The organism is Klebsiella sp. P1CD1 (genome assembly GCF_003790505.1).
GTDB lineage: Bacteria > Pseudomonadota > Gammaproteobacteria > Enterobacterales > Enterobacteriaceae > Klebsiella > Klebsiella variicola.
In genome coordinates, this window is sequence record NZ_CP033631.1 from 507,963 (window position 1) to 534,374 (window position 26,412).

Genomic DNA, 26,412 nt, shown 5'->3' on the forward strand with positions numbered 1-26,412 from the left:
TAAAACAGAATTTGCCTGGCGGCGATAGCGCGGTGGTCCCACCTGACCCCATGCCGAACTCAGAAGTGAAACGCCGTAGCGCCGATGGTAGTGTGGGGTCTCCCCATGTGAGAGTAGGGAACTGCCAGGCATCAAATTTAGCGTGCTGATATGGCTCAGTTGGTAGAGCGCACCCTTGGTAAGGGTGAGGTCCCCAGTTCGACTCTGGGTATCAGCACCACTTTTTAGGTTAAAGTTCGGCACGTTGTAAAGAATTTGCCTGGCGACAATAGCGCGGCGGTCCCACCTGACCCCATGCCGAACTCAGAAGTGAAACGTCGTAGCGCCGATGGTAGTGTGGGGTCTCCCCATGTGAGAGTAGGGAATCGCCAGGCATCAAATAAAACAAAAGGCCCAGTCGAAAGACTGGGCCTTTTGTTTTTGTTATATCTGTTGTTTGACGATGAGCGCTCTCCGGAGCAGGACAAATCCGCCGGGAGCGGATTTGAACGTTGCGCAGCAACGGCCGGAGGGTAGCGGGCAGGACGCCCGCCATCATTCCCAGGCATCAAATAAAACGAAAGGCTCAGCGGAAGACCGGGCTTTTTTGTTTTTTGCGGCCAGACGCGCCGCCAGCTCCCCCGGTGGCGCTGCGCTTACCGGGGCTACAGACCCCGTAGCCCGGAAAAGGTGCGCAGCACCGCCTCTGGGGAAAGCAGCGGTCATATCAACGTAAATGAAAGGCCCAGTCGTGTGACTGGGCCTTTTGTCTTTCTGGCGACTGAGCCGAAGGGAACGCCTCCAGGCTGAGCATTTGTGGAGCGGAGTTGCTAACGAGTCAGCGCGACGATCCCTAACGTGAGGCCGGCTACCGCGGCGGCCCCCCCGGCGATCGCACCTGCGGTGTCCCAGTTGTCTTCTGTTGTGCCTTTCATACAGGTATTGGTGTGGACTAAGCGGCCTTGCGAGTCATAAACCGGCACGCAAGGAGAGTCATGGGCACAGCCTGCCAGCAGAGAGGCCAGCAGCGCCACGATTAAATACTTTTTCATGATATTACCTCTGGATAATCCGCAGGGTTGTACTGAGAGCCAGTGCAGAACGGAATGGCTTATTTTATCACCGCGGATTGTCCGGCCCGGATGCCGAAATCATCTCAATTTATGAGCCGCGTAAATATCGTGAAGATAAGCCCGGGAATATGCAGAAAAGATGGAGAGAAAGATTGTGATTCAGCGATGCTGCGTGCGATGGCGGTTGCCAGACTGCGGGGAGTTTAGTTTAGCTGGCGTCCAATATTCCATGCAAAAAAAAGCGCCCGGAGGGGGCGCCTTCAAGACATAGCCGAATTATTCAGCGTGCCGGGTAAAGCGTCGCCTAACGACCACGAAGAACACCGGAACAAAGAAGATCGCCAGCAGTGTCGCGGTAAGCATCCCGCCCATCACGCCGGTGCCCACTGCATTCTGAGCCCCGCTACCGGCACCATGGCTAATCACCAGCGGCATAACCCCGAGGATAAAAGCCAGAGATGTCATAAGAATAGGGCGCAGGCGCATCCGCGATGCCTCCAGCGTAGCCTCAATGATCCCTTTCCCTTCTTTCTCCATCAGATCCTTGGCGAACTCAACGATCAGGATCGCATTCTTTGCCGACAAACCGATCGTAGTCAAAAGACCGACCTGGAAGTAAACGTCATTATTCAGCCCACGCAGCGTGGCCGCTAACAGCGCGCCAATGACCCCCAGTGGAACCACTAACATGACTGAGAAGGGGATCGACCAGCTCTCATACAGCGCTGCCAGGCACAGGAAGACGACTATCAATGAGATGGCATAAAGTGCAGGCGCCTGGTTGCCGGAGAGCCGTTCCTGGTAAGACATCCCGGTCCAGTCGTAACCGATGCCGCTCGGCAGTTTACTGGCCAGTTGTTCCATCAGGGCCATGGCTTCCCCGGTACTTTTTCCTGGCGAGGCTTCACCGAGGATCTCCATGGACGGCAAGCCGTTGTAGCGCTCCAGACGCGGCGAGCCATAGATCCAGCGTGAAGTGACAAAGGCGGAGAACGGAACCATTTCGCCGTTGGCGCTACGAACGTACATGTTGTTAATGTCGCTCGGCAGCATACGGAAATGGGCATCAGCCTGGACGTACACTTTTTTCACGCGGCCGCGGTCGATAAAGTCATTGACGTAGTACCCCCCCAGCGCCGCGGATATCGTTTCATTGATATCGGAGAGGGATACGCCCAGCGCCTGCGCTTTTTCCTGATCGACATCCAGTTTGAACTGCGGCGTATCTTCCAGCCCATTGGGCCGTACCCGGACCAGCTGATCCGGATGCTGTTTCACCATACCGAGCAGTTGGTTTCGCGCCTGGGTCAGGGCGGTATGGCCAAGTCCACCCTGGTCGATCAGCTCAAAGTCGAAGCCGGTGGCGGTACCCAGCTCAATAATGGCCGGCATGTTGAACGGGAAAACCATGGCGTCTTTTATCTGGCTGAAGGCCATGGTGGCTCGTTTAATAATCGACTCAACGTTGTTTTCATCACCGCTACGCGCTTCCCAGGGTTTCAGGCTGACAAACGCCATGCCGGAGTTTTGCCCCTGGCCGCTGAAGCTGAAGCCGTTAACGGTAAAGACGCTTTCAACATTGGCCTTCTCGTTATGCAGATAGTAGTCGGTTACGGTATCCAGCACCTTCTGCGTGCGCTCCTGGGTCGCGCCGGAAGGCAGCTGGATCATGGTCAGGAAGACGCCTTGATCCTCGTCGGGCAGAAAGGACGTGGGCAAACGCATGAACAACACGGCCATCCCCACTACTATCACCAGGTAGATCACCAGATAACGGCCTGTTCCACGCAGAATGCCGCTAACGCTGTTGGTATAGTGATTGACGCTCTGGTCAAAGCGGGCGTTAAACCAGCCGAAAAATCCTTTTTTCTCATGGTGTTCGGCTGAGGCTGGCTTCAACAACGTGGCGCAGAGCGCCGGCGTCAGTACCAGCGCAACCAGCACGGAGAGCGCCATGGCGGAGACGATAGTGATCGAAAACTGACGATAAATCGCGCCAGTCGAGCCGCCGAAAAAGGCCATCGGGACGAATACCGCAGAGAGCACCATGGCGATACCCACCAGCGCCCCCTGGATCTGCGACATCGACTTTTCTGTCGCTTCTTTTGGCGAGAGCTTCTCCTCAACCATTACACGTTCGACGTTTTCCACCACCACGATGGCGTCATCGACCAACAGACCTATCGCCAGCACCATGCCAAACATCGTCAGGGTGTTGATGGAGTAGCCAAACATCGACAGTACCGCAAAGGTACCCAACAGCACGACAGGAACGGCAATCGTCGGAATGAGCGTTGCGCGCATGTTCTGCAGAAACAGATACATGACAAGAAAGACGAGGATAATTGCCTCAAAGAGCGTTTTAACCACTTCGTGGATGGAGATTTTGACGAAAGGGGTCGTATCGTACGGATAGACAACCTTCATCCCCTGAGGGAAGTAGGGCTGTAGCTCGGCCAGCTTCGCTTTAATCGCGGTGGCAGTATCCAGCGCGTTGGCGCCGGTCGCAAGCTTAATACCCAGACCAGAGGCGGGTTTACCGTTAATTCTCGCGACGACGTTGTAGTTTTCTCCCCCCAGCTCAATGCGGGCGACGTCTTTCAGATGGACGACCGAACCATCGGCATTGACCCGGAGTGTAACCTTGCCAAACTCCTGCGGATCTTTAAGCCGCGTCTGAGCGATGATCGACGCGTTCAGTTGCTGACCTTTCAGCGCCGGCGTACCGCCCAACTGACCCGCGGCGATCTGATCGTTCTGAACCTTCAGCGCATTGATGACGTCGACCGGCGTGAGGTTGTATTTATTCAGCAAATTGCCGTCCAGCCAGACGCGCATGGCGTACTGCGCGCCGAACAGCTGCACATCGCCCACGCCGTTGAGGCGGCTGATAGGGTCTTTCACGTTGGAGGCGACATAGTCAGAAATATCGTCCTGGGTGGTGGCCGGGTTATCAGAGATAAAGCCGGCAACCAGCAGGAAGCTGCTGCTGGATTTTTCGACGCTAATCCCTTGCTGCTGTACTTCCTGAGGCAGCAGCGGCGTAGCCAACTGCAGTTTGTTTTGCACCTGCACCTGGGCGATATCCGGATCGGTGCCGGACTTAAAGGTGAGCGTAATGGTTACCGAGCCAGCGGAGTCGCTGGTCGACGACATATACATCAGGTTGTCGATACCGTTCATATTCTGTTCGATAACCTGAGTGACCGTATCCTGCACGGTTTGGGCATCCGCACCCGGGTAGGTGGCGGAGATCGCCACCGCAGGGGGCGCAATCGTCGGATACTGCGCTATCGGTAGCTGCAGGATGGCCAGGCCGCCGGCAATCATCATAATGATGGCCAGCACCCAGGCGAAGACCGGTCGATGGATAAAAAACTTAGACATGGCTGAGTATCCTTATTGTGCGGCCGGTGCCGCACGCTCCGCTTCCGCTTTGACGGTGACGCCTGGACGGACTTTCTGTAAGCCGCTGACAATCACTTTATCGCCCGGCTTCAGCCCGCTGGTGATGAGCCATTTATCGCCAACGGCCTGAGTCGCGACCACTTCCCGGGTTTCAACCTGGTTTTTGTCATTCACCAACATCACGGAGGCATCGCCCCGCGGCGTGCGGGTCACTCCCTGCTGCGGCACCAGGATGGCCTGCGGATCGACACCTTCGTCTATGCGAGCACGGACGAACATCCCCGGCAGCAGGGCATGCTGCGGGTTAGGGAAGATAGCGCGTAGCGTGATAGAGCCCGTGCTTTCATCGACAGTGACGTCAGAGAACTGCAGCGACCCTTTAAGCGGATAGGCCTGGCCGTTCTCCATCACCAGCTCAACGCTTTTTGTATCACCGCCGCGCTGCAGGCTTTCCTGCTTAAGGCGCATAAAGTCATTGCTGGACTCCGTCACGTCGACATAGATGGGGTCGAGCTGCTGGACGGTGGCCAGGGCATCCGACTGACCGTTGGTGACCAGCGCGCCCTCGGTGACGCTCGATTTGCCGATGCGCCCGCTTATGGGGGAGGTCACTTTGGTGTAGGCCAGGTTGATACGGGCGGTGTCTACGGCGGCTTTGGTGGCGATGACGTCGGCGTCGGCCTGGCGTGCGGTGGCCACCGCCTGATCGTATTCCTGCTGGCTGATATATTTGGTACCCAGCAGTGGAACGTAGCGTTTCACCGTCAAATGGGCGATGGCGGCTGCGGCTTCGGCTTTGGCCTCATCGCCTTTCGCGCTGTTCCAGGCGGCCTGATAGGTTGCCGGATCGATCTGATAGAGCGACTGACCTGCTTCGACATCACTTCCTTCAACAAAGTTACGCTTCAGGATGATACCGCTCACCTGGGGGCGGACTTCCGCCACGCGAAAAGCAGAGGTGCGGCCTGGCAGTTCGGTGGTGACCGACAACGGCGCACTGTTCACGACATGGACCGTCACCTGCGGCGCCTGTGCATGGGGTTGCGGGTTGCCCGAATTATCGCAGCCGGTAAGCAACAAGGCAGAGATAATTAAACCGGATAAAAGTGTCACTCTGGCGTGAGTTGTCATTGCGGTTCCTTATAGATTACGTGCCAAATTCGGCGGCGAATCTGTGAAAGAAAGAGGGAATCAAAAAGCAGTTTGCCATCCTACAAATAAACGCCATTGGATGTAAGAGATACTTATTTTTAAGCAATCAGCAAGGCACGCAAAAACAAAAAAATGGCCGATCTGTTTTTACTATTTATCTTAATTGTAAAACATAATAAACAGACATTGTTTTAATGAATGAGTTGGCTATTAATATTCATTAAGGTGATTCGTTGGTTTTCTACATCAGAATTAGCTTGTCTGCATTTTTGCTAAATAATATTGTGCACCGAATGTTAGATTAAGGGAACTTCAGAAAAATCTATATTGCCTGTTAATCGGGAACTGAGATCTTATATGGCGAGAAAAACCAAAGAGGAGGCGCTGCGCACGCGGCAGCTCCTGATTGAGTCCGCGATCCAGCAGTTCGCCCTGCGGGGGGTGACCAATACGACCCTGACGGATATCGCTGATGCGGCGGGGGTGACTCGCGGCGCCGTATACTGGCATTTTGCCAGTAAGACCGAGTTGTTTAATGAGATGTGGCAGCAGCAGCCACCGCTCAGGGATTTGATTCAGCAAAACCTGGCGACAAGGAATGAGCAGGAGCCCTTAAAAGATTTGCGCCAGCGATTTATTGCCGGCCTGCGCTATATTGCTGAGAATCCTCGCCAGCGTGCCCTGATGCAAATCCTTTATCAACGCTGTGAGTTTGCCAGCGATATGTTATCGGAGAGCGAAATTCGCCAACGCATTGGATTTAACTATTCCGTTATTGGCGGCATTCTGCAGCGCTGTGTGCGTAACAATATATTGCCAGCCGAAACAAATATCGACGTGATATTAATTGTTTTACATAGCGCCTTTTCCGGCTTGATTAAAAACTGGCTGCTTGAACCGCAACGCTTCGATCTGTATCAGCAGGCACCTGCGCTGGTGGATAATATTATGGCGGTGGTCTGTGTTGCTCGTTTATCGCAGGAGCCTGTACTGCGGGTAGTGAATCAGTAATGTGTTCTGTCGGCGCAGATAATAAAAAAGGCGCTTCCCCATGCCGAAGAGCGCCTTTTATATCAAGCAAGCAACTGACTAGTATCAGTTCATGCCGTATTTTTTCAGTTTTTTACGCAGTGTACCGCGGTTGATGCCCATCATCAGGGCTGCGCGGGTCTGGTTACCACGGGTGTATTGCATCACCATGTCCAACAGGGGCTGTTCAACTTCAGCCAGTACCAGCTCATACAGGTCATTCACATCCTGACCGTTCAGTTGAGCAAAATAGTTCTTCAGTGCCTGTTTAACCGAGTCACGCAGGGGTTTTTGAGTTACCTGATCCTGAGAGTTAACGGTAGAAACGGTCAGTACGTCAGAATTTACGCGTTGTTCGAACATAGTTCTGTCAGCTCTTTATTTCTATTACGCAAAATTTTCGAAGTATGCCTCCAACGCCTCCAGCTGTTCGCTGGCATCCTCAATGGCGTTGAATGTGCGCCGAAACTGGTCATCTGGAGCATGTTCCTGAAGATACCAGGAGACGTGTTTACGCGCGATTCGGTACCCTTTTGCCTGACCGTAAAAGTCATGCAATTCCCGAACGTGCGCACAAAGCAAGCGCTTAACCTCTGCCAGTGGCAGCGGGGGCAGCAGCTCTCCAGTGTCCAGATAATGCTGGATTTCCCGAAAGATCCAGGGTCTTCCCTGAGCTGCACGGCCTATCATCAGGGCATCAGCCCCTGTATAGTCGAGCACAGCTCTGGCTTTAAGCGGGTCAGTAATGTCACCATTCGCGATAATCGGAATGGAAACTTTCTGCTTAACTGCCCGAATACTGTCGTACTCAGCGTCTCCGTTAAACAAGCAGGCGCGGGTGCGTCCGTGAATAGTCAGAGCCTGAATGCCACACTCTTCGGCCAGTTGGGCAATCTCTACGCAGTTACGGTGTTCCGGTTCCCAACCGGTGCGAATCTTGAGAGTCACAGGAACGTCCACCGCGTTGACGACCGCCGTCAGGATTGACTTCACCTGCTCGGGGTACTGCAAGAGGGCTGAACCTGCAAGCTTGCGATTCACCTTTTTCGCCGGGCATCCCATATTGATATCTATAATCTGGGCGCCACTTTCCACGTTAATCCGCGCGGCTGCAGCCATCTCTTCCGGTACGCTACCGGCGATTTGCACGGTACGAATACCGGGCTCATCAATATGCACCATCCGTAAACGGGACTTGTCGCTCTCCCACACCTGTGGATTAGAGGACATCATCTCGGAAACGGTTAAACCCGCTCCCATCTCATAGCACAGCGTCCGGAATGGTCTGTCAGTAATGCCAGCCATGGGCGCTGCGATCAGGCGATTTCTGAGCTGGTGGTGTCCGATGCGCATGAGTTAAGAAATGACCATACTGTGACTGCAAGGCGGCGTATATTACGCATTTTTTGCACGAGATGAAAGGCCAAACTTTGAGCAATCCTCTGTTGCAGATCAATGAATCCGGGACTAGCGTAAAAGCGATGAATAAATACTTATATTAATCATTACTTTAATTGATGATGGGTAATTTGTGTCCATTTATAAAATCGTAAAACTTCTCGATTTTTCTTAGATAAACTCGCTGCCTGACGGCATAAAACGCTGTTTTTGTAGCCAAAAAAGTACTCTGTAGTGCGATCTGCCTCTCATTTCCAGGCATTATTTGGTGGCTACTGGAAACAAAAATGCGGCCCGCAGGCCGCATTGTGCTTAGTTTTTCCGGCCGGTGATCCGGCACCACTCCTCTTTCTCCACCACCGGGTCGAGGGTGAAGAGCGGGGCGTAGGCTTCGCAGACGCTTTCCGCCTGGCTTGCCAGAATGCCGGAAAGGCCCAGCAGGCCGCCTGTAACCGGCAGGACGCTGATTAATGGGGCCAGCTCACGTAACGGGCCCGCGAGGATGTTTGCGACCACGACATCGGCTTTCATGGCTTCTGGCTGATCCTGCGGCAGATACAATTCAAGACGCTCGGAGACGCCGTTACGCTGGGCGTTATCACGGCTGGCCTGGATGGCCTGTGGGTCGATATCAATCCCGATAGCTTTAGCGGCACCCAGTTTCAGGGCGGCGATCGCCAGGATGCCGGAACCGCAGCCAAAATCGATAACGGTTTTGCCCTGCAGGTCGAGGCCGTCGAGCCACTGCAGACACATGGCGGTAGTGGGATGAGTGCCGGTACCAAAAGCCAGTCCCGGATCAAGCATCACGTTGACCGCGTTCTCATCGGGGACATCGCGCCAGCTCGGACAAATCCACAGGCGCTCACCGAAACGCATCGGGTGGAAGTTATCCATCCACTCGCGCTCCCAGTCTTTATCTTCCAGCTGTTCAATTTTATGCGCAAAGCCGGCGCCGAGCAGCGGATGCTGCTCCAGTTGGGCAACGACCGCTTTCATATCGGTTTCGGCATCGAACAGGCCGATCACGTCGGTATCGCCCCACAGCCGGGTTTCCCCGGGCAACGGCTCAAATACCGGCGTATCGTGCGTATCCTGGAAGGTGATGGAGACCGATCCGGCCTCCATCAGCGCATCGCTAAGATCTTCTGCGTTCGCGCCGGTAGTATTTAGTTTCAGTTGGATCCATGGCATAGCAAAACTCTTTATTTATCAGTAGTCATCACAGGGGCTGGCGGGACGGGTTGGCCGAAACGGTTCCCGACGACAAAAGCCAACAAACTTAGCAGTAGCGAGGGCACGATAGGATGGAAGCCCAGGAACTGAATATGAAACGTCGCGAGCACGGCATACAGCACGCCGCCCACCAACATCGCGCTGAGCGCCCCGGCAGCGTTTGCCCGCTCCCAGTAGAGGCCCAGCACCAACGGCCATAAAAACACCGCTTCAAGGCCGCCGAAGGCCAGCAGATTGAGCCAGATAATCATTTCCGGCGGCCGCCAGGCGGCCAGCATCATTAATATACCCAGCACTAAGGTGGCGATCGTTGAGATCCGCTTGAGCTTCTGCTCATTGCGTTTTTTTGTTGGCTGCGCGCTGAGCCACAGATCTTTAATGATCGTAGCCGATGCCTGCAGTAAATGGGCGTTCACGTTCGACATAATCGCGGCCATCGGCGCGGCTAAGAACAGTCCTGCAGCCCACGGCGGCAGCACCTGGACCATCAACGTGGGGATCACCAGATCGGGCACGGTGAGGCCCGGCAGGACGGCGCGGCCAAGAGCGCCGGCGAGATGCATGCCGAACATCAGAATCGCCACGACGATCGTGCCAATGACAATCCCGCGGTGCACGGCTTTGCTGTCTTTATAGGAGATACAGCGTACGGCGGTATGCGGCAGGCCGATAACGCCGAAGCAAACCAGCACCCAGAACGAGGTCATAAAGGTGGGGGACAGGATATCATCCGCACCGTGCGGCGACACCAGCTGTGGGTCGATCCGCTGCAGTGTGTCCACCGCCTGATGCAGGCCGCCGGCAGCATGGACGACACCAACCAGCAGGACGATCGTCCCGATCAACATCACCATTCCCTGCATCGTATCGTTGAGTACGCTGGCGCGGAAGCCGCCGAAAGCGGTATACAGCGCGATGGTGATCCCAAAGATCAGCAGACCGGTTTCGTACTTGATCCCGGCAGCGGTTTCCAGCAGGCGCGCGCCGCCAATAAACTGCACCGCGATGGCCCCGACAAAGGCCACCAGCAGGCTGACGCTGGCAATCCATACCACCGCGCGGCTTTGGTAGCGCGCCTGCAGCATATCGTTAAGGGTAATAGCATTGTAGCGTCGCGCCAGGATCGCGAACTTCTTGCCGAGGATCCCGAGAGAGAGCCAGATCGTCGGTACCTGGATCATCGCCAGCAGTACCCAACCCAGCCCATATTTATAGGCGGCGCCGGGGCCGCCGATAAACGAGCTGGCGCTAATATAGGTGGCGGTGAGGGTCATGGCTAATACAAACCCCCCCATCGATCGACTGCCGAGGAAATACTCGCTAAGGAAGTTCCCGGTGCTGCGTTTACGCATCGCGTAAATCGACAGCCCGAAGACCACAAACAGATAAGCGATCAGCACCACGATAATCTCAAGCTGCATCGTTATCCTCCAGAGAGATATCACGGAAGATAAAGCGCACCATCGCCCAGCACAGCAGTATAAACAGCAGCGGCACCAGCAGGCAGGCCATTTCAAACCAGTGGGGCAGGCCGGTAAAACCGATACTGACGCCCGGCAGATAGGCCGCCGCCAGCCAGGCGGCAAGATAGAGAAGGGTCAGCCACAGCGCCCAGCGCGCTTCTTTATGGGCCTGAACAAAGCGTTTGTCCATTTTTTGTCCCTTGAGGATGAAGAAAGCGGGGATTGTACCGCATGGAAAAGTCGAGGGGAGAGAAAAAGAAAAAAGGCCGGATTAACCGGCCTTTTGCAGCAAATACAGGATTATTTTTCCTGCAGTCCGAGCTTTTTCTCCAGATAGTGGATGTTAGTGCCACCATGCTGGAAGTTCTCGTCGCTCATAATGCGCATCTGCAGATCGACGTTGGTTTTGATGCCATCGATGATCAGCTCCTGCAGCGCATTCTTCATGCGGGCAATCGCCACGTCACGGCTTTCGCCGTAGCAGATCAGTTTACCGATCATGGAGTCATAGTACGGCGGTACGGTGTAACCGGCGTAGATATGAGACTCCCAGCGCACGCCAAAACCGCCCGGCGCGTGGAAGCGGGTAATTTTACCCGGGCTCGGCAGGAAGGTGTTCGGGTCTTCGGCGTTGATACGGCATTCCACCGCATGGCCTCTGACGACCACTTCATCCTGCTTGATGGACAGCGGCTGGCCAGCTGCAATACGCAGCTGCTCTTTGATCAGGTCAACGCCGGTGATCATTTCGGTAACCGGGTGTTCTACCTGAATACGGGTGTTCATTTCAATGAAGTAGAACTCGCCGTTTTCGAACAGGAACTCGAAGGTGCCCGCTCCGCGGTAGCCGATATCCACACAGGCTTTCGCGCAACGTTCGCCGATGTAGCGACGCAGTTCCGGGGTGATGCCCGGCGCCGGCGCTTCCTCGACCACTTTCTGGTGGCGACGCTGCATGGAGCAGTCACGCTCTGCCAGATAGATAGCGTTACCCTGACCGTCCGCCAGTACCTGGATCTCGATGTGGCGAGGATTTTCCAGGTATTTCTCCATGTAGACCATGTCGTTATTGAAAGCCGCTTTCGCTTCCGCTTTGGTCATGGAGATAGACTGCGCCAGTTCGGCGTCGCTACGCACAACGCGCATACCGCGACCGCCGCCGCCGCCGGAGGCCTTGATGATCACCGGATAGCCAATGCGTTTGGCATGGGCGCGGTTAGCGTCCATATCGTCGGTCAGCGGGCCGTCAGAACCTGGAACGGTCGGGACGCCGGCTTTCTTCATCGCGGTGATTGCGGACACTTTGTCGCCCATCAGGCGGATAGTGTCGGCTTTCGGACCGATGAAGATAAAGCCGGAGCGCTCAACCTGCTCGGCAAAGTTGGCGTTCTCGGAGAGGAAACCATAACCCGGGTGAATCGCTATCGCGCCGGTGATTTCCGCCGCACTGATGATAGCCGGGATGTTGAGATAGCTTTTTACGGACGGAGCCGGGCCAATACAGACCGTCTCATCCGCTAACAATACGTGTTTTAGATCGCGATCCGCGGTGGAGTGCACAGCGACGGTCTTGATGCCCAGTTCTTTACAGGCACGCAGGATGCGCAATGCGATCTCGCCACGGTTAGCGATGACAATTTTATCCAGCATGTTCGCCTCGTTACTCGATAACTACCAGCGGCTCGTCGAATTCTACCGGTTGGCCGCTTTCGATCAGAATGGCTTTCACCACGCCGGCTTTGTCGGCTTCGATCTGGTTCATCATTTTCATCGCTTCGACGATGCACAGGGTGTCGCCCACGTTAACTTTCTGGCCAACTTCCACAAACGCTTTCGCGTCCGGGCTTGGCGTACGATAGAAAGTACCAACCATCGGGGAACGTACGATGTGACCACTGATTTCCGCTTTTGCCGGCGCTTCAGCTGCAGCAGCTGGTGCGGCAGCCGCGGCGGCAGGCGCCTGAGGCTGCATCATCGGCGCAGCATAAGCCTGCTGCATAACCGGATAGCTTGCGACCGGTGCAGAGCGGCTGATGCGAACAGACTCTTCGCCTTCAGAAATTTCCAGTTCGGAGATACCTGATTCTTCAACCAGCTCGATCAGTTTTTTAATCTTACGAATATCCATGAGTGGGTTCCGTACTCTTTGTTTAGTGTGATTGTGACAGGCGTTTTACCGCCGTCTGTAAAGCGTATGAATAGCCGTCCGCCCCCAGTCCGCAAATGACGCCAGCGGCGACATCTGACAGGTATGAGTGCTGGCGGAAGGGTTCGCGTGCATGCACGTTGCTCAAGTGAATCTCGATAAACGGGATGTTCACGGCAAGCAACGCGTCACGGATTGCTACGCTGGTATGCGCGAACGCGGCCGGATTAATCAGGATATAGTCCACGTTGTCTTTAGCCTGATGAATTCGGTCGATTAACGCATACTCCGCGTTGGACTGCAGGTGATCCAGGCTCACATTCAGCGCCGCCGCCTCAGATGTCAAACGGTTAACAATTTCAGCCAGCGAGAGGGTGCCATACTTATCAGGCTCGCGGGTACCGAGCATGTTAATGTTTGGACCATTCAAAAGCAAAATGTGAAACTTGTCAGCCATCGTGTGGCGATCTCCTGCCATCTTCGGGTAAAAAACAACATATACCTTCAATGCGCCCTTGTCACCTTTTCAGGGTCAGAAAACCCCGTCAGGAAAACCAAAGTCGCACATTATAACGATTTCGTAGCAATTGGCAGCTAAATACTGGTCTTATCAGGGAAGATTATCAACCGCTATCGTAAAAAGAGTCGCGGTTGATAAAAGATCTGCGGGAAACTGCACATTACCGGATTCAGCGCCACCACTGGCGGAACTTCTTATAACGGCATGCCAAAAGCACCACCGCCAGCAGGGCATAAATGATGGGCTGCGGCGAGACGATCTTCACTGACCACAGGTAGTGAATCGGCGCGAGGATCGCCACCAGATAGACGAAATTGTGCAAAAGTTGCCAACGACGGTCCAGTTTTCGCTGCATCGCCTGCGTCGAAGTCGCCGCCAGCGCCAGCAGGATCACCCAGCAGATCATGCCTAACGTCAGATAGGGGCGATTGATAATCTCCGAGCCCAGCAGCGCCAGATTGTTAATGCCCAGCTCCAGCAAGGTGTAGCTGGTCAGGTGCAGCGTCGCCCAGGCAAAACACCATAAACCTAACAGGCGGCGAATGCGAATCAATAATGGCTGCTTCGCATAGCGCGCCAGCGGGGCGACCAGCAGAGTCGCCAGCAGAAATTTAAGCGCCATCCTGCCGGTAAAGTGCTGGATATCCTTGGCCGGATCGGCGCTAAAGTAGCCCTGATGCCCGGCCCAGAACAACCAGACCAGCGGTAAAAACCCCGCCAGGTGGAGGAAGACTTTCAACCACGCGATCTGTTTGACGGTGAAACGCACTAGAAGTTCTCCCGCAAGTTCATACCGCGATACAGTGAGGCCACCTCGTCGGCATAGCCGTTAAACAGCAGCGTCGGCTGACGTTTCACATCGAGCACACCGCCTGATCCGATGAACCGCTCGCTGGCCTGCGACCAGCGGGGATGATCGACATGGGGATTAACGTTGGCAAAGAAGCCGTATTCGTCCGGCGCCGCCAGATTCCAGGTGGTCGGCGGCTGCTCGCGCGTCAGCTCAATGCTGACGATGGATTTAATGCCTTTAAAACCGTACTTCCACGGCACGGTCAGGCGGATCGGCGCGCCGTTCTGCGGCGGCAGCGCTTTGCCATACACGCCGACGGTAAGCAGCGTCAAGGGGTGCATGGCTTCGTCAAGTCGCAACCCTTCCACGTAAGGATAAGCAAGTCCCCCGCCGATAAAACGATCTTTCTGCCCGGGCATTTGATCCGGGGCGTAAAGGGTTTTGAAGGCGACATAGCGTGCGTTGCTGGTGGGTTCCACCAGCGCCAACAGTTTATGCAGCGGGAAACCGATCCAGGGAACGACCATCGACCAGGCCTCCACGCAGCGCATACGGTAAATGCGCTCCTCCAGCGGAAAGCGTTTGGTCAGATCGTCATGGTCAAGGGTCAGCGGCTTCGCCACTTCACCGCCGATGGTCAGTGTCCAGGGATCGGTGCGCAGGCTACCTGCGTTCGCCGCCGGGTCGGCTTTATCGAGGCCGAATTCATAAAAGTTATTGTAACCGGCGACCTTATCTTCCGGGGTGAGCGTCAGATTAGCCTGCCACTCGGCGGGTTTAGCAAAGTCCAGGGCCTTGCCCGCCGGGGCCGGCGGGCGGTCATTTCCTTTAAACCAGTCCAGCAGATCGGCCTGCGCGGCGGCGGGAAGCGAAAGCGCCGTCGCGCTGATACCCAACATTTTCAGCACCTGGCGCCGCTTGAGCATAAAAACGGATTCGGCCGTGACGTCGGCTTCCGTCAGTTTTTTTCTTTTCATGGTGTCCTCCGTCATGCGTTTCCCTAAGCATGACGGAGACGACGATTTATCGCGAATATGTCACGAAAAATTGCAGATTAGGATGAGGAGCCGCCGCCGAAGCAGAGGCGCGGTCGTCCAGGAATCATCGGAAAGTGGCGCAAGACGTTTCCTTTACCGCGCATGACCCGGCATCTTTAGCAGGGAAAAGAGGGCGGTAAGCTGGCCAGACGGTAAACCGGTAATAATTTGCGTCGCTGGCGCGGGTTTGCCATCCTGCGTCTAAAATTAAAGCGCTTCTGGCGCAGGCCGCAGGCGGGCAATGATTGGCAAATTTTTTCTGCCGACTATACTCGCTATCGGCATACTTTCGCCGATAATACGCATTCCATTGCCAGACTCGCCATCTTTGATAGTATGCGTCGCGCTTTAAAAGGTTAATGCTAGCGGCAAGGCGCGCGCCAGCACGGGAGCCTGATGGTTCATCGGGCAGTCATTCACTCGCGGAGTTAACACAGGGATGCGATTAACGACGAAGTTCTCAGCCTTTATCACGCTGCTAACTAGCCTGACCATCTTTGTCACGCTGATTGGCGCTTCGCTGAGTTTTTATAACGGCATTGAGAACAAGGTCGAAAACCGGGTTCAGGCGGTGGCGACCATGCTGGATAACCGGCTCATCACCACCTCTTTTGATCAGCTTGAGCCGCAGCTGGATGAGCTGATGACGCCGATCGAGATCGTGCATATCGATTTCATGCTTAACGGCAAACCACTCTACAGCCACTCCCGAACCGACAGCTACCGCCCGCTTGGCAGCCATGAGCAATTCCGTGAGATCACGGTCCCGTCGCTTAAACACCCCGGTATCACTCTGCATCTGGTCTACGTTGACCCAATGGTGAACTATTTCCGCTCGCTGTCGATCACGGCCCCGTTGTCGATCTCCATCGGCTTTATGGTGGTGATTATTTTCTTCGCCGTCCGCTGGATCCGCCGCCAGCTGGCTGGTCAGGAGCTGCTTGAGCTGCGTTCCACGCGCATCCTGAGCGGCGAGCGCGGGCCGCAGGTGCGCGGATCGGTCTATGAATGGCCAGCCAGCACCAGCAGCGCGCTGGATATGCTGCTGTCGGAGCTGCAATTCGCCAGCGATCAGCGCAGCCGTATGGATACGCTGATTCGCTCCTATGCGGCACAGGATTCTAAAACGGGCCTGAATAACCGCCTGTTCTTTGATAATCAGCTGGCCACGCTGCTGGAAGACCAGGAGAAAGTGGGCGCCTACGGCATCGTCATGATGATCCGTCTGCCGGAGTTCGATCTGCTACGGGACAACTGGGGACGGGCGGCCGCCGAAGAGCATTACTTCACGCTTATCAACCTGCTCTCTACCTTTATTATGCGTTATCCCGGCGCGCTACTGGCGCGCTATCACCGTAGCGACTTCGCCGTGCTGCTGCCGCACCGCACGTTAAAAGAGGCAGATAGTATCGCCGGGCTGTTGCTGAAGGCCATGGACGCACTGCCGCCGACGCGCATTCTCGATCGCGACGATATGATGCATATCGGGATCTGTGCTTTCCGCAGCGGGCAATCGACAGCGCAGGTGATGGAGCACGCGGAAGCGGCAACGCGCAACGCGGTGCTGCAGGGTAGCAATAGTTGGTCGGTTTACGATGACACCCTTCCTGAGAAAGGTCGCGGCAACGTTCGCTGGCGGACGCTGATCGAACAGATGCTGAGCCGCGGGGGACCGCGGTTGTACCAAAAACCTGCCGTTACCCGCGATGGCCGGGTGCATCACCGTGAACTGATGTCGCGGATGTACGACGGTAAAGAAGAGGTGATCGCCGCCGAGTACATGCCGATGGTGCTGCAGTTTGGTCTGGCGGAGGAGTATGACCGCCTGCAGGTGACGCGCCTGCTGCCATTTTTAGGCTTCTGGCCTGAAGAAAACCTGGCGTTACAGCTGTCGGTGGAGTCGCTGATCCGTCCCCGTTTTCAGCGCTGGCTGCGCGATGCCTTAATGCAGTGTGAAAAATCGCAGCGTCAGCGGATTATTTTTGAACTTGCGGAGGCAGATGTTTGTCAATATATCGGCCGTCTGCAGCCGGTTATGCGGTTGGTTAACGCCCTGGGCGTTCGGGTGGCGGTCGTTCAGGCGGGACTAACCCTGGTGGGAACCAGCTGGATCAAGCAGCTGGATGCGGAGTTGATCAAACTGCATCCTGGGCTGGCGCGCAACATTGAAAAGCGCAGTGAGAACCAGCTGCTGGTGCAAAGTCTGGTGGAAGCCTGCAAAGGCATGCCTATGCAAGTTTTTGCGACGGGCGTACGCAGCCGCAGCGAGTGGTTAGTGCTGTCCCAATGCGGTGTCACAGGCGGTCAGGGGGAATTTTTTGCGGCCTCACAGCCACTTGACACAAATGTGAAAAAATATTCGCAAAGATACTCGGTTTGATCTGCCGTTTAGCGTGATTTCACGTAGAATAACGCGCGCCATCGTGAAGGGGGTGTGCTTGTCTACTCGCCGGATCATCGCAATGTAAATGCCAGTGACCCTCCTTTGACAGGTTACAAATTCAGGCGTGGAGCGCTGCTGAAGATTTCAGCAATGAACGGAGTCGGAAAAATTTGTAACAAAGGAAATGAACTGCACTAATTTTCACCGCAGCAGGTGATTTTTGCGCCTTGTCGCTGCTGCGTGTGGTTGGTAAAGTAAGCGGATTTTGTTTTCCGCCCCAGCTTTCAGGATTATCCCTTAGTATGTTAAAAAAATTTCGTGGCATGTTTTCCAATGACCTGTCCATTGACCTGGGTACCGCGAATACCCTTATTTACGTAAAAGGACAAGGCATCGTATTGAATGAGCCTTCCGTGGTGGCCATTCGTCAGGATCGTGCCGGATCGCCGAAAAGCGTCGCCGCCGTAGGTCATGAAGCGAAGCAGATGCTCGGCCGTACCCCGGGTAATATCGCGGCGATTCGCCCGATGAAGGACGGCGTCATCGCTGACTTCTTCGTGACGGAAAAGATGCTGCAGCACTTTATCAAACAAGTGCACAGCAACAGCTTTATGCGCCCGAGCCCGCGCGTGCTGGTGTGCGTACCGGTTGGCGCCACCCAGGTTGAGCGTCGTGCGATCCGTGAATCCGCGCAGGGCGCTGGCGCTCGTGAAGTCTTCCTGATCGAAGAGCCGATGGCGGCAGCGATTGGCGCAGGCTTACCGGTTTCTGAAGCGACCGGTTCTATGGTTGTCGATATCGGCGGCGGTACTACCGAAGTCGCGGTTATTTCCCTGAACGGCGTGGTCTACTCTTCTTCCGTGCGTATCGGCGGCGACCGTTTCGACGAAGCCGTGATTAATTACGTGCGTCGTAACTACGGCTCCCTGATCGGTGAAGCGACCGCTGAGCGTATCAAACACGAAATCGGTTCGGCTTACCCGGGCGATGAAGTGCGTGAAATCGAAGTTCGCGGCCGTAACCTGGCGGAAGGCGTACCACGCGGCTTTACCCTGAATTCCAACGAAATTCTTGAAGCGCTGCAGGAGCCGCTGACCGGCATCGTGAGTGCGGTCATGGTTGCTCTGGAGCAGTGCCCGCCGGAACTGGCTTCTGATATCTCCGAGCGCGGGATGGTTCTTACCGGCGGTGGTGCGCTGCTGCGCAACCTGGACCGTCTGTTAATGGAAGAAACCGGTATTCCAGTCGTGGTTGCTGAAGATCCGCTGACCTGCGTAGCGCGTGGCGGCGGCAAGGCGCTGGAAATGATCGACATGCACGGCGGCGACCTGTTTAGCGAAGAGTAGTCAGCCTGAAGGTCTGGGGTGGCTTAGCGGCTGCCCCTGGTCTTTACTGACACGAGAATACGCATAGCCTATGAAGCCAATTTTTAGCCGTGGCCCCTCGCTACAGATTCGCCTTATTCTGGCGGTGCTGGTGGCGCTTGGCGTCATTATCGCCGACAGCCGCCTGGGTACGTTCAGTCAAATCAGAACGTACATGGATACAGCCGTCAGCCCTTTCTACTTTGTCTCTAATGGTCCCCGGGAACTCCTCGACAGCGTATCGCAAACGCTGGCGACCCGCGATCAGCTCGAACTGGAAAACCGCGCGCTGCGTCAGGAACTGTTGCTGAAAAACAGCGATCTGCTGATGCTGGGCCAGTACAAGCAAGAGAACGCGCGTCTGCGTGAACTGCTTGGCTCGCCGCTGCGCCAGGACGAACAAAAAATGGTGACGCAGGTCATCTCAACGGTCAACGACCCCTACAGCGATCAGGTGGTTATTGATAAGGGCAGCGTGAACGGTGTTTACGAAGGCCAGCCGGTTATCAGCGATAAAGGCGTAGTGGGGCAGGTCGTGGCCGTGGCGAAAATGACCAGCCGGGTGCTGCTGATCTGCGATGCCACCCATGCGCTGCCGATCCAGGTCCTGCGTAACGACATTCGCGTGATTGCCGCCGGTAACGGCTGTACTGACGATCTCCAGCTTGAGCATCTGCCGGCGAATACCGATATTCGCGTCGGCGATGTGCTGGTGACCTCTGGTCTCGGTGGCCGCTTCCCGGAAGGGTATCCGGTCGGGGTGGTCTCCTCGGTGAAGCTGGACACTCAGCGCGCCTACACCGTGATTCAGGCGCGTCCGACGGCCGGGCTGCAGCGCTTGCGCTATCTGCTGCTGCTGTGGGGCGCCGATCGCAATGGCGCCAACCCGATGACCCCGGAAGAGGTCCATCGCGTGGCTAACGAGCGCCTGATGCAGATGATGCCGCAGGTGCTGCCTGCGCCGGATGCCATGGGGCCGCAGATGCCGGCGCCAGCCACCGGGCTGACGCCATCGCAGCCGTCTCTGCCTGCAGGGGGGCAATAGTGGCAAGTTATCGTAGCCAGGGACGCTGGGTTATCTGGCTCTCGTTTCTTATCGCGCTATTGCTGCAAATTATGCCCTGGCCGGCGGACATCAGCGTTTTCCGGCCCAACTGGGTATTATTGATCCTGCTGTACTGGATCCTCGCCCTGCCGCACCGGGTGAACGTGGGGACGGGCTTCGTGATGGGGGCTATTCTTGATCTCATTAGCGGCTCGACGCTGGGCGTTCGCGCCCTGTCCTTAAGCATTATCGCCTATCTGGTCGCGCTGAAATATCAGCTGTTCCGTAACCTGGCGCTGTGGCAACAAGCGCTGGTGGTCATGCTGTTATCCCTGGCCGTGGATATCATTGTTTTCTGGGCAGAGTTTTTAGTGATCAACGTCTCTTTCCGTCCGGAAGTATTCTGGAGTAGTGTAGTAAACGGTGTCCTCTGGCCATGGCTCTTCCTGCTGATGCGCAAAGTGCGTCAGCAATTTGCAGTGCAATAAGGTTGATATGACAACTCTGTATCTTGCTTCAGGTTCCCCGCGTCGGCAGGAACTGCTGACTCAGCTTGGTCTCACTTTCGAGCGTCTGGTTCCCGGTATTGAGGAACAGCGCCAGCCGCAGGAGAGCGCCGAGCACTATGTTGTCCGCCTGGCGCGCGAAAAAGCGCAGGCCGGGGTGGCGATGGCATCGCGCGATTTGCCGGTGCTGGGGGCGGATACGATTGTCATTCTTAACGGCGAAGTGCTGGAGAAACCGCGCGACGCTGAACACGCTGCAGCAATGCTGCGTCTGCTTTCCGGCCAAACGCATCAGGTCATGACTGCGGTGGCGCTGGCAGATACGCAGCAGACGCTGGACTGTCTGGTGGTCACGGACGTGACCTTCCGGCTGCTTAGCGAGCAGGATATCGCCGAATATGTGGCCAGCGGCGAGCCTTTAGATAAAGCAGGTGCATACGGTATTCAAGGGTTGGGTGGTTGCTTCGTCAGGAAGATTAATGGCAGCTATCACGCCGTAGTCGGCTTACCGCTGGTGGAAACGTATGAGTTGCTCAGTAACTTTAACTCACTGCGTAAAGAAAAGGGATAAAGATGACGGCTGAATTATTAGTTAACGTAACGCCATCCGAAACGCGCGTCGCGTATATCGATGGCGGTATTCTGCAGGAAATCCATATTGAGCGTGAAGCGCGACGCGGAATAGTAGGCAATATCTACAAAGGTCGTGTTAGCCGAGTGCTGCCGGGAATGCAGGCGGCTTTTGTAGATATTGGTCTCGATAAGGCGGCGTTCCTCCACGCCTCCGATATCATGCCGCATACCGAATGTGTCGCTGGTGAGGAGCAAAAGCAGTTTACCGTACGCGATATTTCGGAGCTGGTGCGCCAGGGCCAGGACCTGATGGTCCAGGTGGTCAAAGATCCGCTGGGCACCAAAGGCGCGCGTCTGACCACGGATATCACCCTGCCTTCCCGTTATCTGGTGTTTATGCCAGGCGCCTCCCATGTGGGAGTATCCCAACGCATTGAAAGCGAAGCCGAGCGTGAGCGGTTGAAGAAGGTTGTCGCAGATTACTGCGACGAGCAGGGCGGATTTATCATTCGCACCGCTGCGGAAGGGGTTCACGAGCAGGAAATGGCCGCCGATGCCGCCTATCTGAAGCGCGTCTGGACCAAGGTGATGGAGCGCAAAAAGCGCAATCAGACCCGTTATCAGCTGTACGGCGAGCTGGCCCTGGCTCAGCGCGTGCTGCGTGATTTTGCCGATGCGCATCTCGACCGTATTCGCGTCGACTCTCGCCTGACCTACGAGGCGTTGCTTGAGTTCACCGCTGAATATATCCCGGAAATGACCAGCAAGCTGGAACACTACAGCGGCCGCCAGCCGATTTTCGATCTCTTTGATGTGGAGAACGAAATTCAGCGCGCGCTGGAGCGTAAGGTTGAGCTGAAGTCCGGGGGCTACCTGATCATCGACCAGACCGAGGCGATGACTACCATTGATATCAATACCGGGGCGTTTGTCGGGCACCGGAATCTTGACGATACTATCTTCAATACCAATATCGAAGCCACCCAGGCGATAGCCCGCCAGCTACGTTTGCGTAACCTCGGCGGTATTATCATCATTGATTTCATTGACATGAACAATGAAGACCATCGTCGACGGGTACTGCACTCCTTAGAGCAGGCGCTGAGTAAAGATCGGGTGAAAACCAGCATCAATGGCTTCTCGCAGCTGGGACTGGTGGAGATGACCCGCAAGCGCACGCGTGAAAGCGTGGAGCATGTGCTGTGCAACGAGTGCCCGACCTGCCATGGACGCGGAACGGTAAAGTCGGTTGAAACGGTATGCTATGAGATTATGCGTGAGATCGTCCGCGTGCATCATGCTTATGATTCCGATCGCTTCCTGGTCTATGCTTCCCCTGCGGTGGCGGAAACCCTGAAAGGGGAAGAGTCGCACGCGCTGGCGGAAGTGGAAATCTTTGTCGGTAAGCAGGTCAAGGTACAAATTGAGCCGCTCTATAATCAAGAGCAGTTCGATGTGGTTATGATGTAAGACACCGCGTCATTGTGCGGCTGACAAGGAGAGAGGCGTGAGGCGACTGCCCGGGATTTTATTGCTCACCGTGGCAACATTGATTGTTATCGTCGCGCTGCTGGTGAGTGGCTTGCGTCTCGTGTTGCCGCAGCTCGACGCCTGGCGTCCGCAGCTGCTGGAGAAGATCTCCACGCTTACTGGCACGCCGGTGGATGCCTCGCAGATCACCGCCAGCTGGCAAAATTTTGGTCCGACGTTAGATGTTCGTGATATTCAGGTCGGGCTGAAAGACGGCGGCAAAATGGCGGTGAAGCGCGTGACCCTGGCGCTGGACGTCTGGCAGAGTTTGCTGCATATGCGCTGGCAGTTCCGCGATCTCACCTTCTGGCAGCTGCAGGTTCATACCAACACCCCTATTCAGACCAATGACGGCGGCGAAAGCCTGAAAACCGACCGCATCAGCGATCTCTTTTTACGTCAGTTCGACCACTTTACCCTGCGCGACAGCCATCTGAGCTTCCTGACCATTTCCGGTCAGCGGGCGGAGCTGGCAGTCCCGCAGCTGACCTGGCTTAACGGCAGGAACCGTCACCGCGCCGAGGGGCAGCTTAGTCTCTCCAGTCTCACCGGCCAGCATGGCGTGATGCAGGTGCGGATGGATCTCCGCGATGAGGATGGCCTGCTGAATAAAGGGCGAGTCTGGCTACAGGCTGACGATATTGACGTCAAACCGTGGCTCGGCCGCTGGATGCAGGACAATATCGCTCTGAAGAGCGCCCGCTTCAGCCTTGAAGGTTGGATGACCATTGAAAAAGGCGATGTGGCCAGCGGTGACGTATGGCTGAAAAAAGGGGGCGCCAGCTGGCAGGGGGATGACGAAGTGCATCACCTGTCAGTGGATAACCTGACGGCGCATCTCTCCCACGACAAGCAGAGCTGGGGCTTCTACATTCCCGATACGCGGATCGCTATCGACGATAAACCCTGGCCAAGCGGCGCGCTGGCGATGGCCTGGATCCCGGCGCAGGACGTCGGTGGCGACGACCATCAGCGTAGCGATGAATTACGCATTCGTGCCAGCAACTTAACCCTCAGCGGCCTCAGCGGATTACAGCCCTTCGCCGATAAGCTGGCGCCTTCCCTGGGCGAGCTCTGGCGCACCACGCAGCCCAGCGGGAAAATCAACCTGCTGGCGCTCGATATTCCCCTTCAGGCGACGGAGAAAACGCGCTTTCAGGCGCAGTGGAGCGATCTGGCATGGAAGCAGTGGAAACTCCTGCCGGGAGCGGAACACTTTTCCGGCAGTCTGAATGGCAGCGTTGAGCACGGGGAACTGCGCGCCCGCATGACGCAGGCGCTGATGCCTTATACCGGTGTTTTCCGCGCCCCGCTGGAGATCGCCGCTGGCGAAGCCACCCTCAGCTGGGTGAAAAACGACAAAGGGTTTATGCTTGATGGCCGCGATATTGACGTGCAGGCGACGGGTGTCCGCGCCCGCGGCGGCTTCCGCTATCTGCAACCGCAGGGAGATGATCCCTGGCTGGGCATTCTGGCGGGCATCAGCACCAATGATGGTGGCCAGGCATGGCGTTACTTCCCGGAAAACCTGATGGGCAAGGCGCTGGTGGACTATCTCAGCGGCGCGATTAAAGCCGGACAGGCTCGCGATGCGACGCTGGTGTATGGCGGCAATCCGCATCTTTTCCCTTACCCGCATAATGAAGGGCAGTTCCAGGTTTATGTCCCGCTGAAGAACGCCACTTTTGCCTTCCAGCCGGACTGGCCGGCGCTGACCGGGCTGAACATCGACCTCAACTTCATCAATAACGGGTTGTGGATGCGGGCGGATAAAGCGATGCTCGGCAATGTCACCGCCAGCAATCTCGATGCCGCGCTCCCGGACTATACCGCTGAAAAGCTGTTGATTGATGCCGATATCAAAGGCCCGGGCAAAGAGGTGGGACCTTATTTCAACACCACGCCGCTGAAAGAGACCCTGGGAGCGGCGCTGGATTCCCTGCAGCTGGACGGGGATGTGAGCGCTCGCTTACATCTTAACATCCCTTTAGATGGCGAAATGACCACCGCGAAAGGCGATGTGCGTCTGCAGAATAACAGTCTGTTTATCAAGCCGTTAGACACCACTCTGCAAAACCTGAGCGGGAATTTCAGCTTCGTGAATGGCGATCTCAATAGCGAAACGTTGAGCGCGACCTGGTTTCATCAGCCGCTGAATCTCAATTTTTCCACCCGGGAGGGCGAAAAAGCGTTTCTGGTGGACGTCGGGATGAACGCCAACTGGCAGCCATCGCATACCGGGTTGCTGCCAAAAGCCGTCAACGAGTCGCTGAGCGGCAGCGTGCCGTGGGAGGGCAAGGTCGCTATCGAACTGCCGTACCATGGTAACGCCAGCTATAAGGTTGATATCAACGGCGACCTCAAGAATGTGAGCAGTCACTTACCTTCGCCGGTCAATAAGCCCGCTGGAGAGCCGATGCCGATCAAAATTAACGTCGCCGGCGGTTTGAGCAGCTTCGACCTGACCGGCTCCGTCGGCGCGAAGAATCATATCAACAGCCGCTGGTTGCTGAACCATAAGCTGACGTTGGATCGGGCAATCCTTACTTCGGACAGCAAGGGGCTCTCTCCGCTGCCTGACCAGCCTGGGGTTGAACTCAATTTGCCACCGATGGATGGCGCTCAATGGCTGGCGCTCTTTCAAAACGGGGCGGCGAATGAAGTCAGCAGCACCATACTCTTTCCCCAGCGCATTGTGCTGCGTACGCCGTCGCTGGCGCTTGCCGGTCAACAGTGGAACAACGTCAGTCTGATGTCGCAGCCGGTCGCCGGCGGCTCGCAGGTCGAGGCGCAGGGGCGTGAAATCAACGCTACCCTGACGATGCGCGACAATGCGCCCTGGCTGGCGAATGTGCGTTATCTCTATTTCAACCCGACCAGCGCCAATGGCCAGACCGGTGAGAAGAACGCTGCCCCGCAGGCAGAGACGCGGCTGGATTTCCACGGCTGGCCCGATCTGCAGCTGCGCTGTGCGGAATGCTGGCTGTGGGGGCAAAAATATGGCCGTATCGACGGCGATGTGGCGATTAAGGGCGATACCTTAACGCTCTCCAATGGTCTGGTGGATACCGGGTTTGGCCGACTGACGACCGATGGCGTCTGGGTCAGCGCGCCGACCGGTGTACGCACGTCGCTGAAAGGCAAATTGCATGGCAATAAAACGGATGAGTTTGCCAGTTTCTTCGGCGTTTCCACGCCGGTGAAGGATTCGCCGTTTGACATCGACTATGATCTGCACTGGCGCGCGCCGCCCTGGTCGCCCGATGTCGCATCGCTCAATGGGATCATTAAAAGCCACCTCGGCAAGGGACAGTTTACCGACCTGAGTACCGGACACGCTGGCCAGCTGCTGCGTTTGCTGAGCGTTGATGCCCTGCTGCGTAAGCTGCGCTTCGACTTTAGCGATACCTTCAGCGAGGGCTTTTACTTCGACTCGATTAACAGTACGGCATGGATCAAGGATGGCGTGCTGCATACCGACGATACGCTGGTGGATGGCCTGGAAGCGGATATTGCCATGAAAGGTTCGGTCGATTTGGTGCGTCGCCGGCTGGATCTGCAGGCGGTGGTGGCGCCGGAGATCTCTGCGACCGTCGGCGTGGCGGCGGCTTTTGCCGTCAACCCTATCGTCGGCGCGGCGGTGTTTGCCGCCAGCAAGGTGCTGGGCCCGCTGTGGAACAAAGTCTCGATTCTGCGCTATCGCATTACTGGTCCGATTGACCAGCCGCAGATCAATGAGGTGCTGCGCCAGGCGCGTAGCAACAAAAAGCAATGATT

At 56.1% G+C, this 26,412-nt stretch carries 22 protein-coding genes, 1 tRNA gene and 2 rRNA genes; 12 read left to right on the top strand and 13 right to left on the bottom strand.

Annotation, left to right across the window (positions count from 1 at the left end; translation table 11 throughout):
- The first annotated feature begins 14 nt into the window (after positions 1-14).
- The 3 genes from rrf (DTA24_RS02505) (at position 15) to rrf (DTA24_RS02515) (ending at position 374) form a co-directional block, all read left to right on the top strand.
- A 5S ribosomal RNA gene (gene rrf / locus DTA24_RS02505) occupies positions 15-130 on the top strand.
- 14 nt (positions 131-144) lie between these two features.
- Positions 145-220, top strand: a tRNA-Thr gene (locus tag DTA24_RS02510).
- 38 nt (positions 221-258) lie between these two features.
- Positions 259-374: ribosomal RNA gene (gene rrf, locus DTA24_RS02515) — 5S ribosomal RNA — on the top strand.
- A gap of 435 nt (positions 375-809) precedes the next feature.
- Here rrf (DTA24_RS02515) and DTA24_RS02520 read toward each other — a convergent pair.
- The 3 genes from DTA24_RS02520 to DTA24_RS02530 all read right to left on the bottom strand — a co-directional run bounded on the left by DTA24_RS02520 (position 810) and on the right by DTA24_RS02530 (position 5,591).
- A complete protein-coding gene (locus DTA24_RS02520; protein WP_004206262.1) occupies positions 810-1,031 on the bottom strand; it encodes a membrane protein in 222 nt (73 codons plus the stop codon).
- Positions 1,032-1,328: 297 nt separating this feature from the next.
- Complete coding sequence (locus tag DTA24_RS02525; protein WP_023340768.1) at positions 1,329-4,439, bottom strand: efflux RND transporter permease subunit; 3,111 nt, start codon at positions 4,437-4,439, stop codon at positions 1,329-1,331.
- 12 nt (positions 4,440-4,451) lie between these two features.
- Positions 4,452-5,591, bottom strand: a complete 1,140-nt coding sequence (locus DTA24_RS02530; protein WP_008806702.1) for an efflux RND transporter periplasmic adaptor subunit — start codon at positions 5,589-5,591, stop codon at positions 4,452-4,454.
- A gap of 378 nt (positions 5,592-5,969) precedes the next feature.
- Here DTA24_RS02530 and envR point away from each other — a divergent pair, with 378 nt between their 5' ends.
- Positions 5,970-6,623, top strand: a complete 654-nt coding sequence (gene envR / locus DTA24_RS02535) for an acrEF/envCD operon transcriptional regulator (RefSeq protein ID WP_023298283.1) — start codon at positions 5,970-5,972, stop codon at positions 6,621-6,623.
- Positions 6,624-6,707: 84 nt separating this feature from the next.
- Here envR and fis read toward each other — a convergent pair whose 3' ends face one another.
- The 10 genes from fis to msrP form a co-directional block, all read right to left on the bottom strand.
- Complete coding sequence (fis, locus tag DTA24_RS02540) at positions 6,708-7,004, bottom strand: DNA-binding transcriptional regulator Fis (protein ID WP_000462905.1); 297 nt, start codon at positions 7,002-7,004, stop codon at positions 6,708-6,710.
- Between the two features lie 24 nt (positions 7,005-7,028).
- A complete protein-coding gene (gene dusB, locus DTA24_RS02545; RefSeq protein ID WP_008806700.1) occupies positions 7,029-7,994 on the bottom strand; it encodes a tRNA dihydrouridine synthase DusB in 966 nt (321 codons plus the stop codon).
- Between the two features lie 357 nt (positions 7,995-8,351).
- Positions 8,352-9,233, bottom strand: a complete 882-nt coding sequence (gene prmA, locus DTA24_RS02555; RefSeq protein ID WP_008806699.1) for a 50S ribosomal protein L11 methyltransferase — start codon at positions 9,231-9,233, stop codon at positions 8,352-8,354.
- An 11-nt stretch (positions 9,234-9,244) separates the two neighbouring features.
- The gene (panF, locus tag DTA24_RS02560) at positions 9,245-10,696 is read right to left on the bottom strand and encodes a sodium/pantothenate symporter (RefSeq protein WP_012540444.1); all 1,452 of its coding nucleotides are present in this window, start codon (positions 10,694-10,696) and stop codon (positions 9,245-9,247) included.
- Positions 10,686-10,928, bottom strand: a complete 243-nt coding sequence (locus DTA24_RS02565; protein ID WP_012540445.1) for a YhdT family protein — start codon at positions 10,926-10,928, stop codon at positions 10,686-10,688. Before DTA24_RS02565 ends, panF begins: the two co-directional genes overlap by 11 nt.
- Positions 10,929-11,038: 110 nt before the next feature.
- Positions 11,039-12,388: an acetyl-CoA carboxylase biotin carboxylase subunit gene (gene accC / locus DTA24_RS02570; protein ID WP_008806697.1), complete on the bottom strand. Its 1,350-nt coding sequence runs from the start codon at positions 12,386-12,388 to the stop codon at positions 11,039-11,041.
- Between the two features lie 10 nt (positions 12,389-12,398).
- Entirely contained in the window at positions 12,399-12,866 is a 468-nt protein-coding gene (gene accB / locus DTA24_RS02575) for an acetyl-CoA carboxylase biotin carboxyl carrier protein (RefSeq protein WP_008806696.1), read from the bottom strand.
- Positions 12,867-12,888: 22 nt separating this feature from the next.
- Complete coding sequence (gene aroQ / locus DTA24_RS02580; protein WP_012540446.1) at positions 12,889-13,341, bottom strand: type II 3-dehydroquinate dehydratase; 453 nt, start codon at positions 13,339-13,341, stop codon at positions 12,889-12,891.
- Positions 13,342-13,573: 232 nt separating this feature from the next.
- A complete protein-coding gene (gene msrQ / locus DTA24_RS02585; protein WP_123836541.1) occupies positions 13,574-14,173 on the bottom strand; it encodes a protein-methionine-sulfoxide reductase heme-binding subunit MsrQ in 600 nt (199 codons plus the stop codon).
- On the bottom strand, positions 14,173-15,174 hold the full coding sequence (msrP, locus tag DTA24_RS02590; protein WP_123836542.1) for a protein-methionine-sulfoxide reductase catalytic subunit MsrP: 1,002 nt from the start codon (positions 15,172-15,174) through the stop codon (positions 14,173-14,175). Before msrP ends, msrQ begins: the two co-directional genes overlap by 1 nt.
- 228 nt (positions 15,175-15,402) lie before the next feature.
- Between msrP and DTA24_RS02595 the strand changes: the two genes are divergently transcribed.
- From DTA24_RS02595 to yhdP, 8 genes are all read left to right on the top strand, one after another.
- Positions 15,403-15,594 carry a hypothetical protein gene (locus tag DTA24_RS02595; protein ID WP_032691257.1) on the top strand — a complete coding sequence of 64 codons (192 nt, stop codon included), beginning with the start codon at positions 15,403-15,405 and terminating at the stop codon, positions 15,592-15,594.
- Between the two features lie 79 nt (positions 15,595-15,673).
- On the top strand, positions 15,674-17,614 hold the full coding sequence (csrD, locus tag DTA24_RS02600; protein WP_008806692.1) for an RNase E specificity factor CsrD: 1,941 nt from the start codon (positions 15,674-15,676) through the stop codon (positions 17,612-17,614).
- Positions 17,615-17,919: 305 nt separating this feature from the next.
- The gene (gene mreB / locus DTA24_RS02605; protein ID WP_002918653.1) at positions 17,920-18,963 is read left to right on the top strand and encodes a rod shape-determining protein MreB; all 1,044 of its coding nucleotides are present in this window, start codon (positions 17,920-17,922) and stop codon (positions 18,961-18,963) included.
- A 70-nt stretch (positions 18,964-19,033) separates the two neighbouring features.
- Entirely contained in the window at positions 19,034-20,026 is a 993-nt protein-coding gene (gene mreC / locus DTA24_RS02610; protein WP_008806690.1) for a rod shape-determining protein MreC, read from the top strand.
- Positions 20,026-20,514 (top strand): rod shape-determining protein MreD, encoded by a 489-nt coding sequence (gene mreD, locus DTA24_RS02615; protein ID WP_008806689.1) that lies wholly within the window; start codon positions 20,026-20,028, stop codon positions 20,512-20,514. The genes mreC and mreD overlap by 1 nt, the downstream gene beginning before the upstream one ends.
- 7 nt (positions 20,515-20,521) lie before the next feature.
- The gene (locus DTA24_RS02620; protein WP_008806688.1) at positions 20,522-21,103 is read left to right on the top strand and encodes a Maf family protein; all 582 of its coding nucleotides are present in this window, start codon (positions 20,522-20,524) and stop codon (positions 21,101-21,103) included.
- A 2-nt stretch (positions 21,104-21,105) separates the two neighbouring features.
- Positions 21,106-22,575, top strand: coding sequence for a ribonuclease G (rng, locus tag DTA24_RS02625; protein ID WP_008806687.1), 1,470 nt, complete (start codon positions 21,106-21,108; stop codon positions 22,573-22,575).
- A 37-nt stretch (positions 22,576-22,612) separates the two neighbouring features.
- Positions 22,613-26,410, top strand: coding sequence for an AsmA2 domain-containing protein YhdP (gene yhdP / locus DTA24_RS02630; protein ID WP_123836543.1), 3,798 nt, complete (start codon positions 22,613-22,615; stop codon positions 26,408-26,410).
- The last annotated feature ends 2 nt before the right edge of the window (positions 26,411-26,412 follow it).

Bases quoted from the DNA above. Each gene is read 5' to 3' on its own strand.
- accC (WP_008806697.1), bottom strand. From the start codon at position 12,388: ATGCTGGATAAAATTGTCATCGCTAACCGTGGCGAGATCGCATTGCGC.
- DTA24_RS02620 (WP_008806688.1), top strand. From the start codon at position 20,522: ATGACAACTCTGTATCTTGCTTCAGGTTCCCCGCGTCGGCAGGAACTG.
- mreB (WP_002918653.1), top strand. From the start codon at position 17,920: ATGTTAAAAAAATTTCGTGGCATGTTTTCCAATGACCTGTCCATTGAC.
- DTA24_RS02530 (WP_008806702.1), bottom strand. From the start codon at position 5,591: ATGACAACTCACGCCAGAGTGACACTTTTATCCGGTTTAATTATCTCT.
- fis (WP_000462905.1), bottom strand. From the start codon at position 7,004: ATGTTCGAACAACGCGTAAATTCTGACGTACTGACCGTTTCTACCGTT.
- DTA24_RS02525 (WP_023340768.1), bottom strand. From the start codon at position 4,439: ATGTCTAAGTTTTTTATCCATCGACCGGTCTTCGCCTGGGTGCTGGCC.
- prmA (WP_008806699.1), bottom strand. From the start codon at position 9,233: ATGCCATGGATCCAACTGAAACTAAATACTACCGGCGCGAACGCAGAA.
- mreC (WP_008806690.1), top strand. From the start codon at position 19,034: ATGAAGCCAATTTTTAGCCGTGGCCCCTCGCTACAGATTCGCCTTATT.
- dusB (WP_008806700.1), bottom strand. From the start codon at position 7,994: ATGCGCATCGGACACCACCAGCTCAGAAATCGCCTGATCGCAGCGCCC.
- rng (WP_008806687.1), top strand. From the start codon at position 21,106: ATGACGGCTGAATTATTAGTTAACGTAACGCCATCCGAAACGCGCGTC.
- envR (WP_023298283.1), top strand. From the start codon at position 5,970: ATGGCGAGAAAAACCAAAGAGGAGGCGCTGCGCACGCGGCAGCTCCTG.
- panF (WP_012540444.1), bottom strand. From the start codon at position 10,696: ATGCAGCTTGAGATTATCGTGGTGCTGATCGCTTATCTGTTTGTGGTC.
- DTA24_RS02520 (WP_004206262.1), bottom strand. From the start codon at position 1,031: ATGAAAAAGTATTTAATCGTGGCGCTGCTGGCCTCTCTGCTGGCAGGC.
- csrD (WP_008806692.1), top strand. From the start codon at position 15,674: ATGCGATTAACGACGAAGTTCTCAGCCTTTATCACGCTGCTAACTAGC.
- accB (WP_008806696.1), bottom strand. From the start codon at position 12,866: ATGGATATTCGTAAGATTAAAAAACTGATCGAGCTGGTTGAAGAATCA.
- aroQ (WP_012540446.1), bottom strand. From the start codon at position 13,341: ATGGCTGACAAGTTTCACATTTTGCTTTTGAATGGTCCAAACATTAAC.
- DTA24_RS02565 (WP_012540445.1), bottom strand. From the start codon at position 10,928: ATGGACAAACGCTTTGTTCAGGCCCATAAAGAAGCGCGCTGGGCGCTG.
- msrP (WP_123836542.1), bottom strand. From the start codon at position 15,174: ATGAAAAGAAAAAAACTGACGGAAGCCGACGTCACGGCCGAATCCGTT.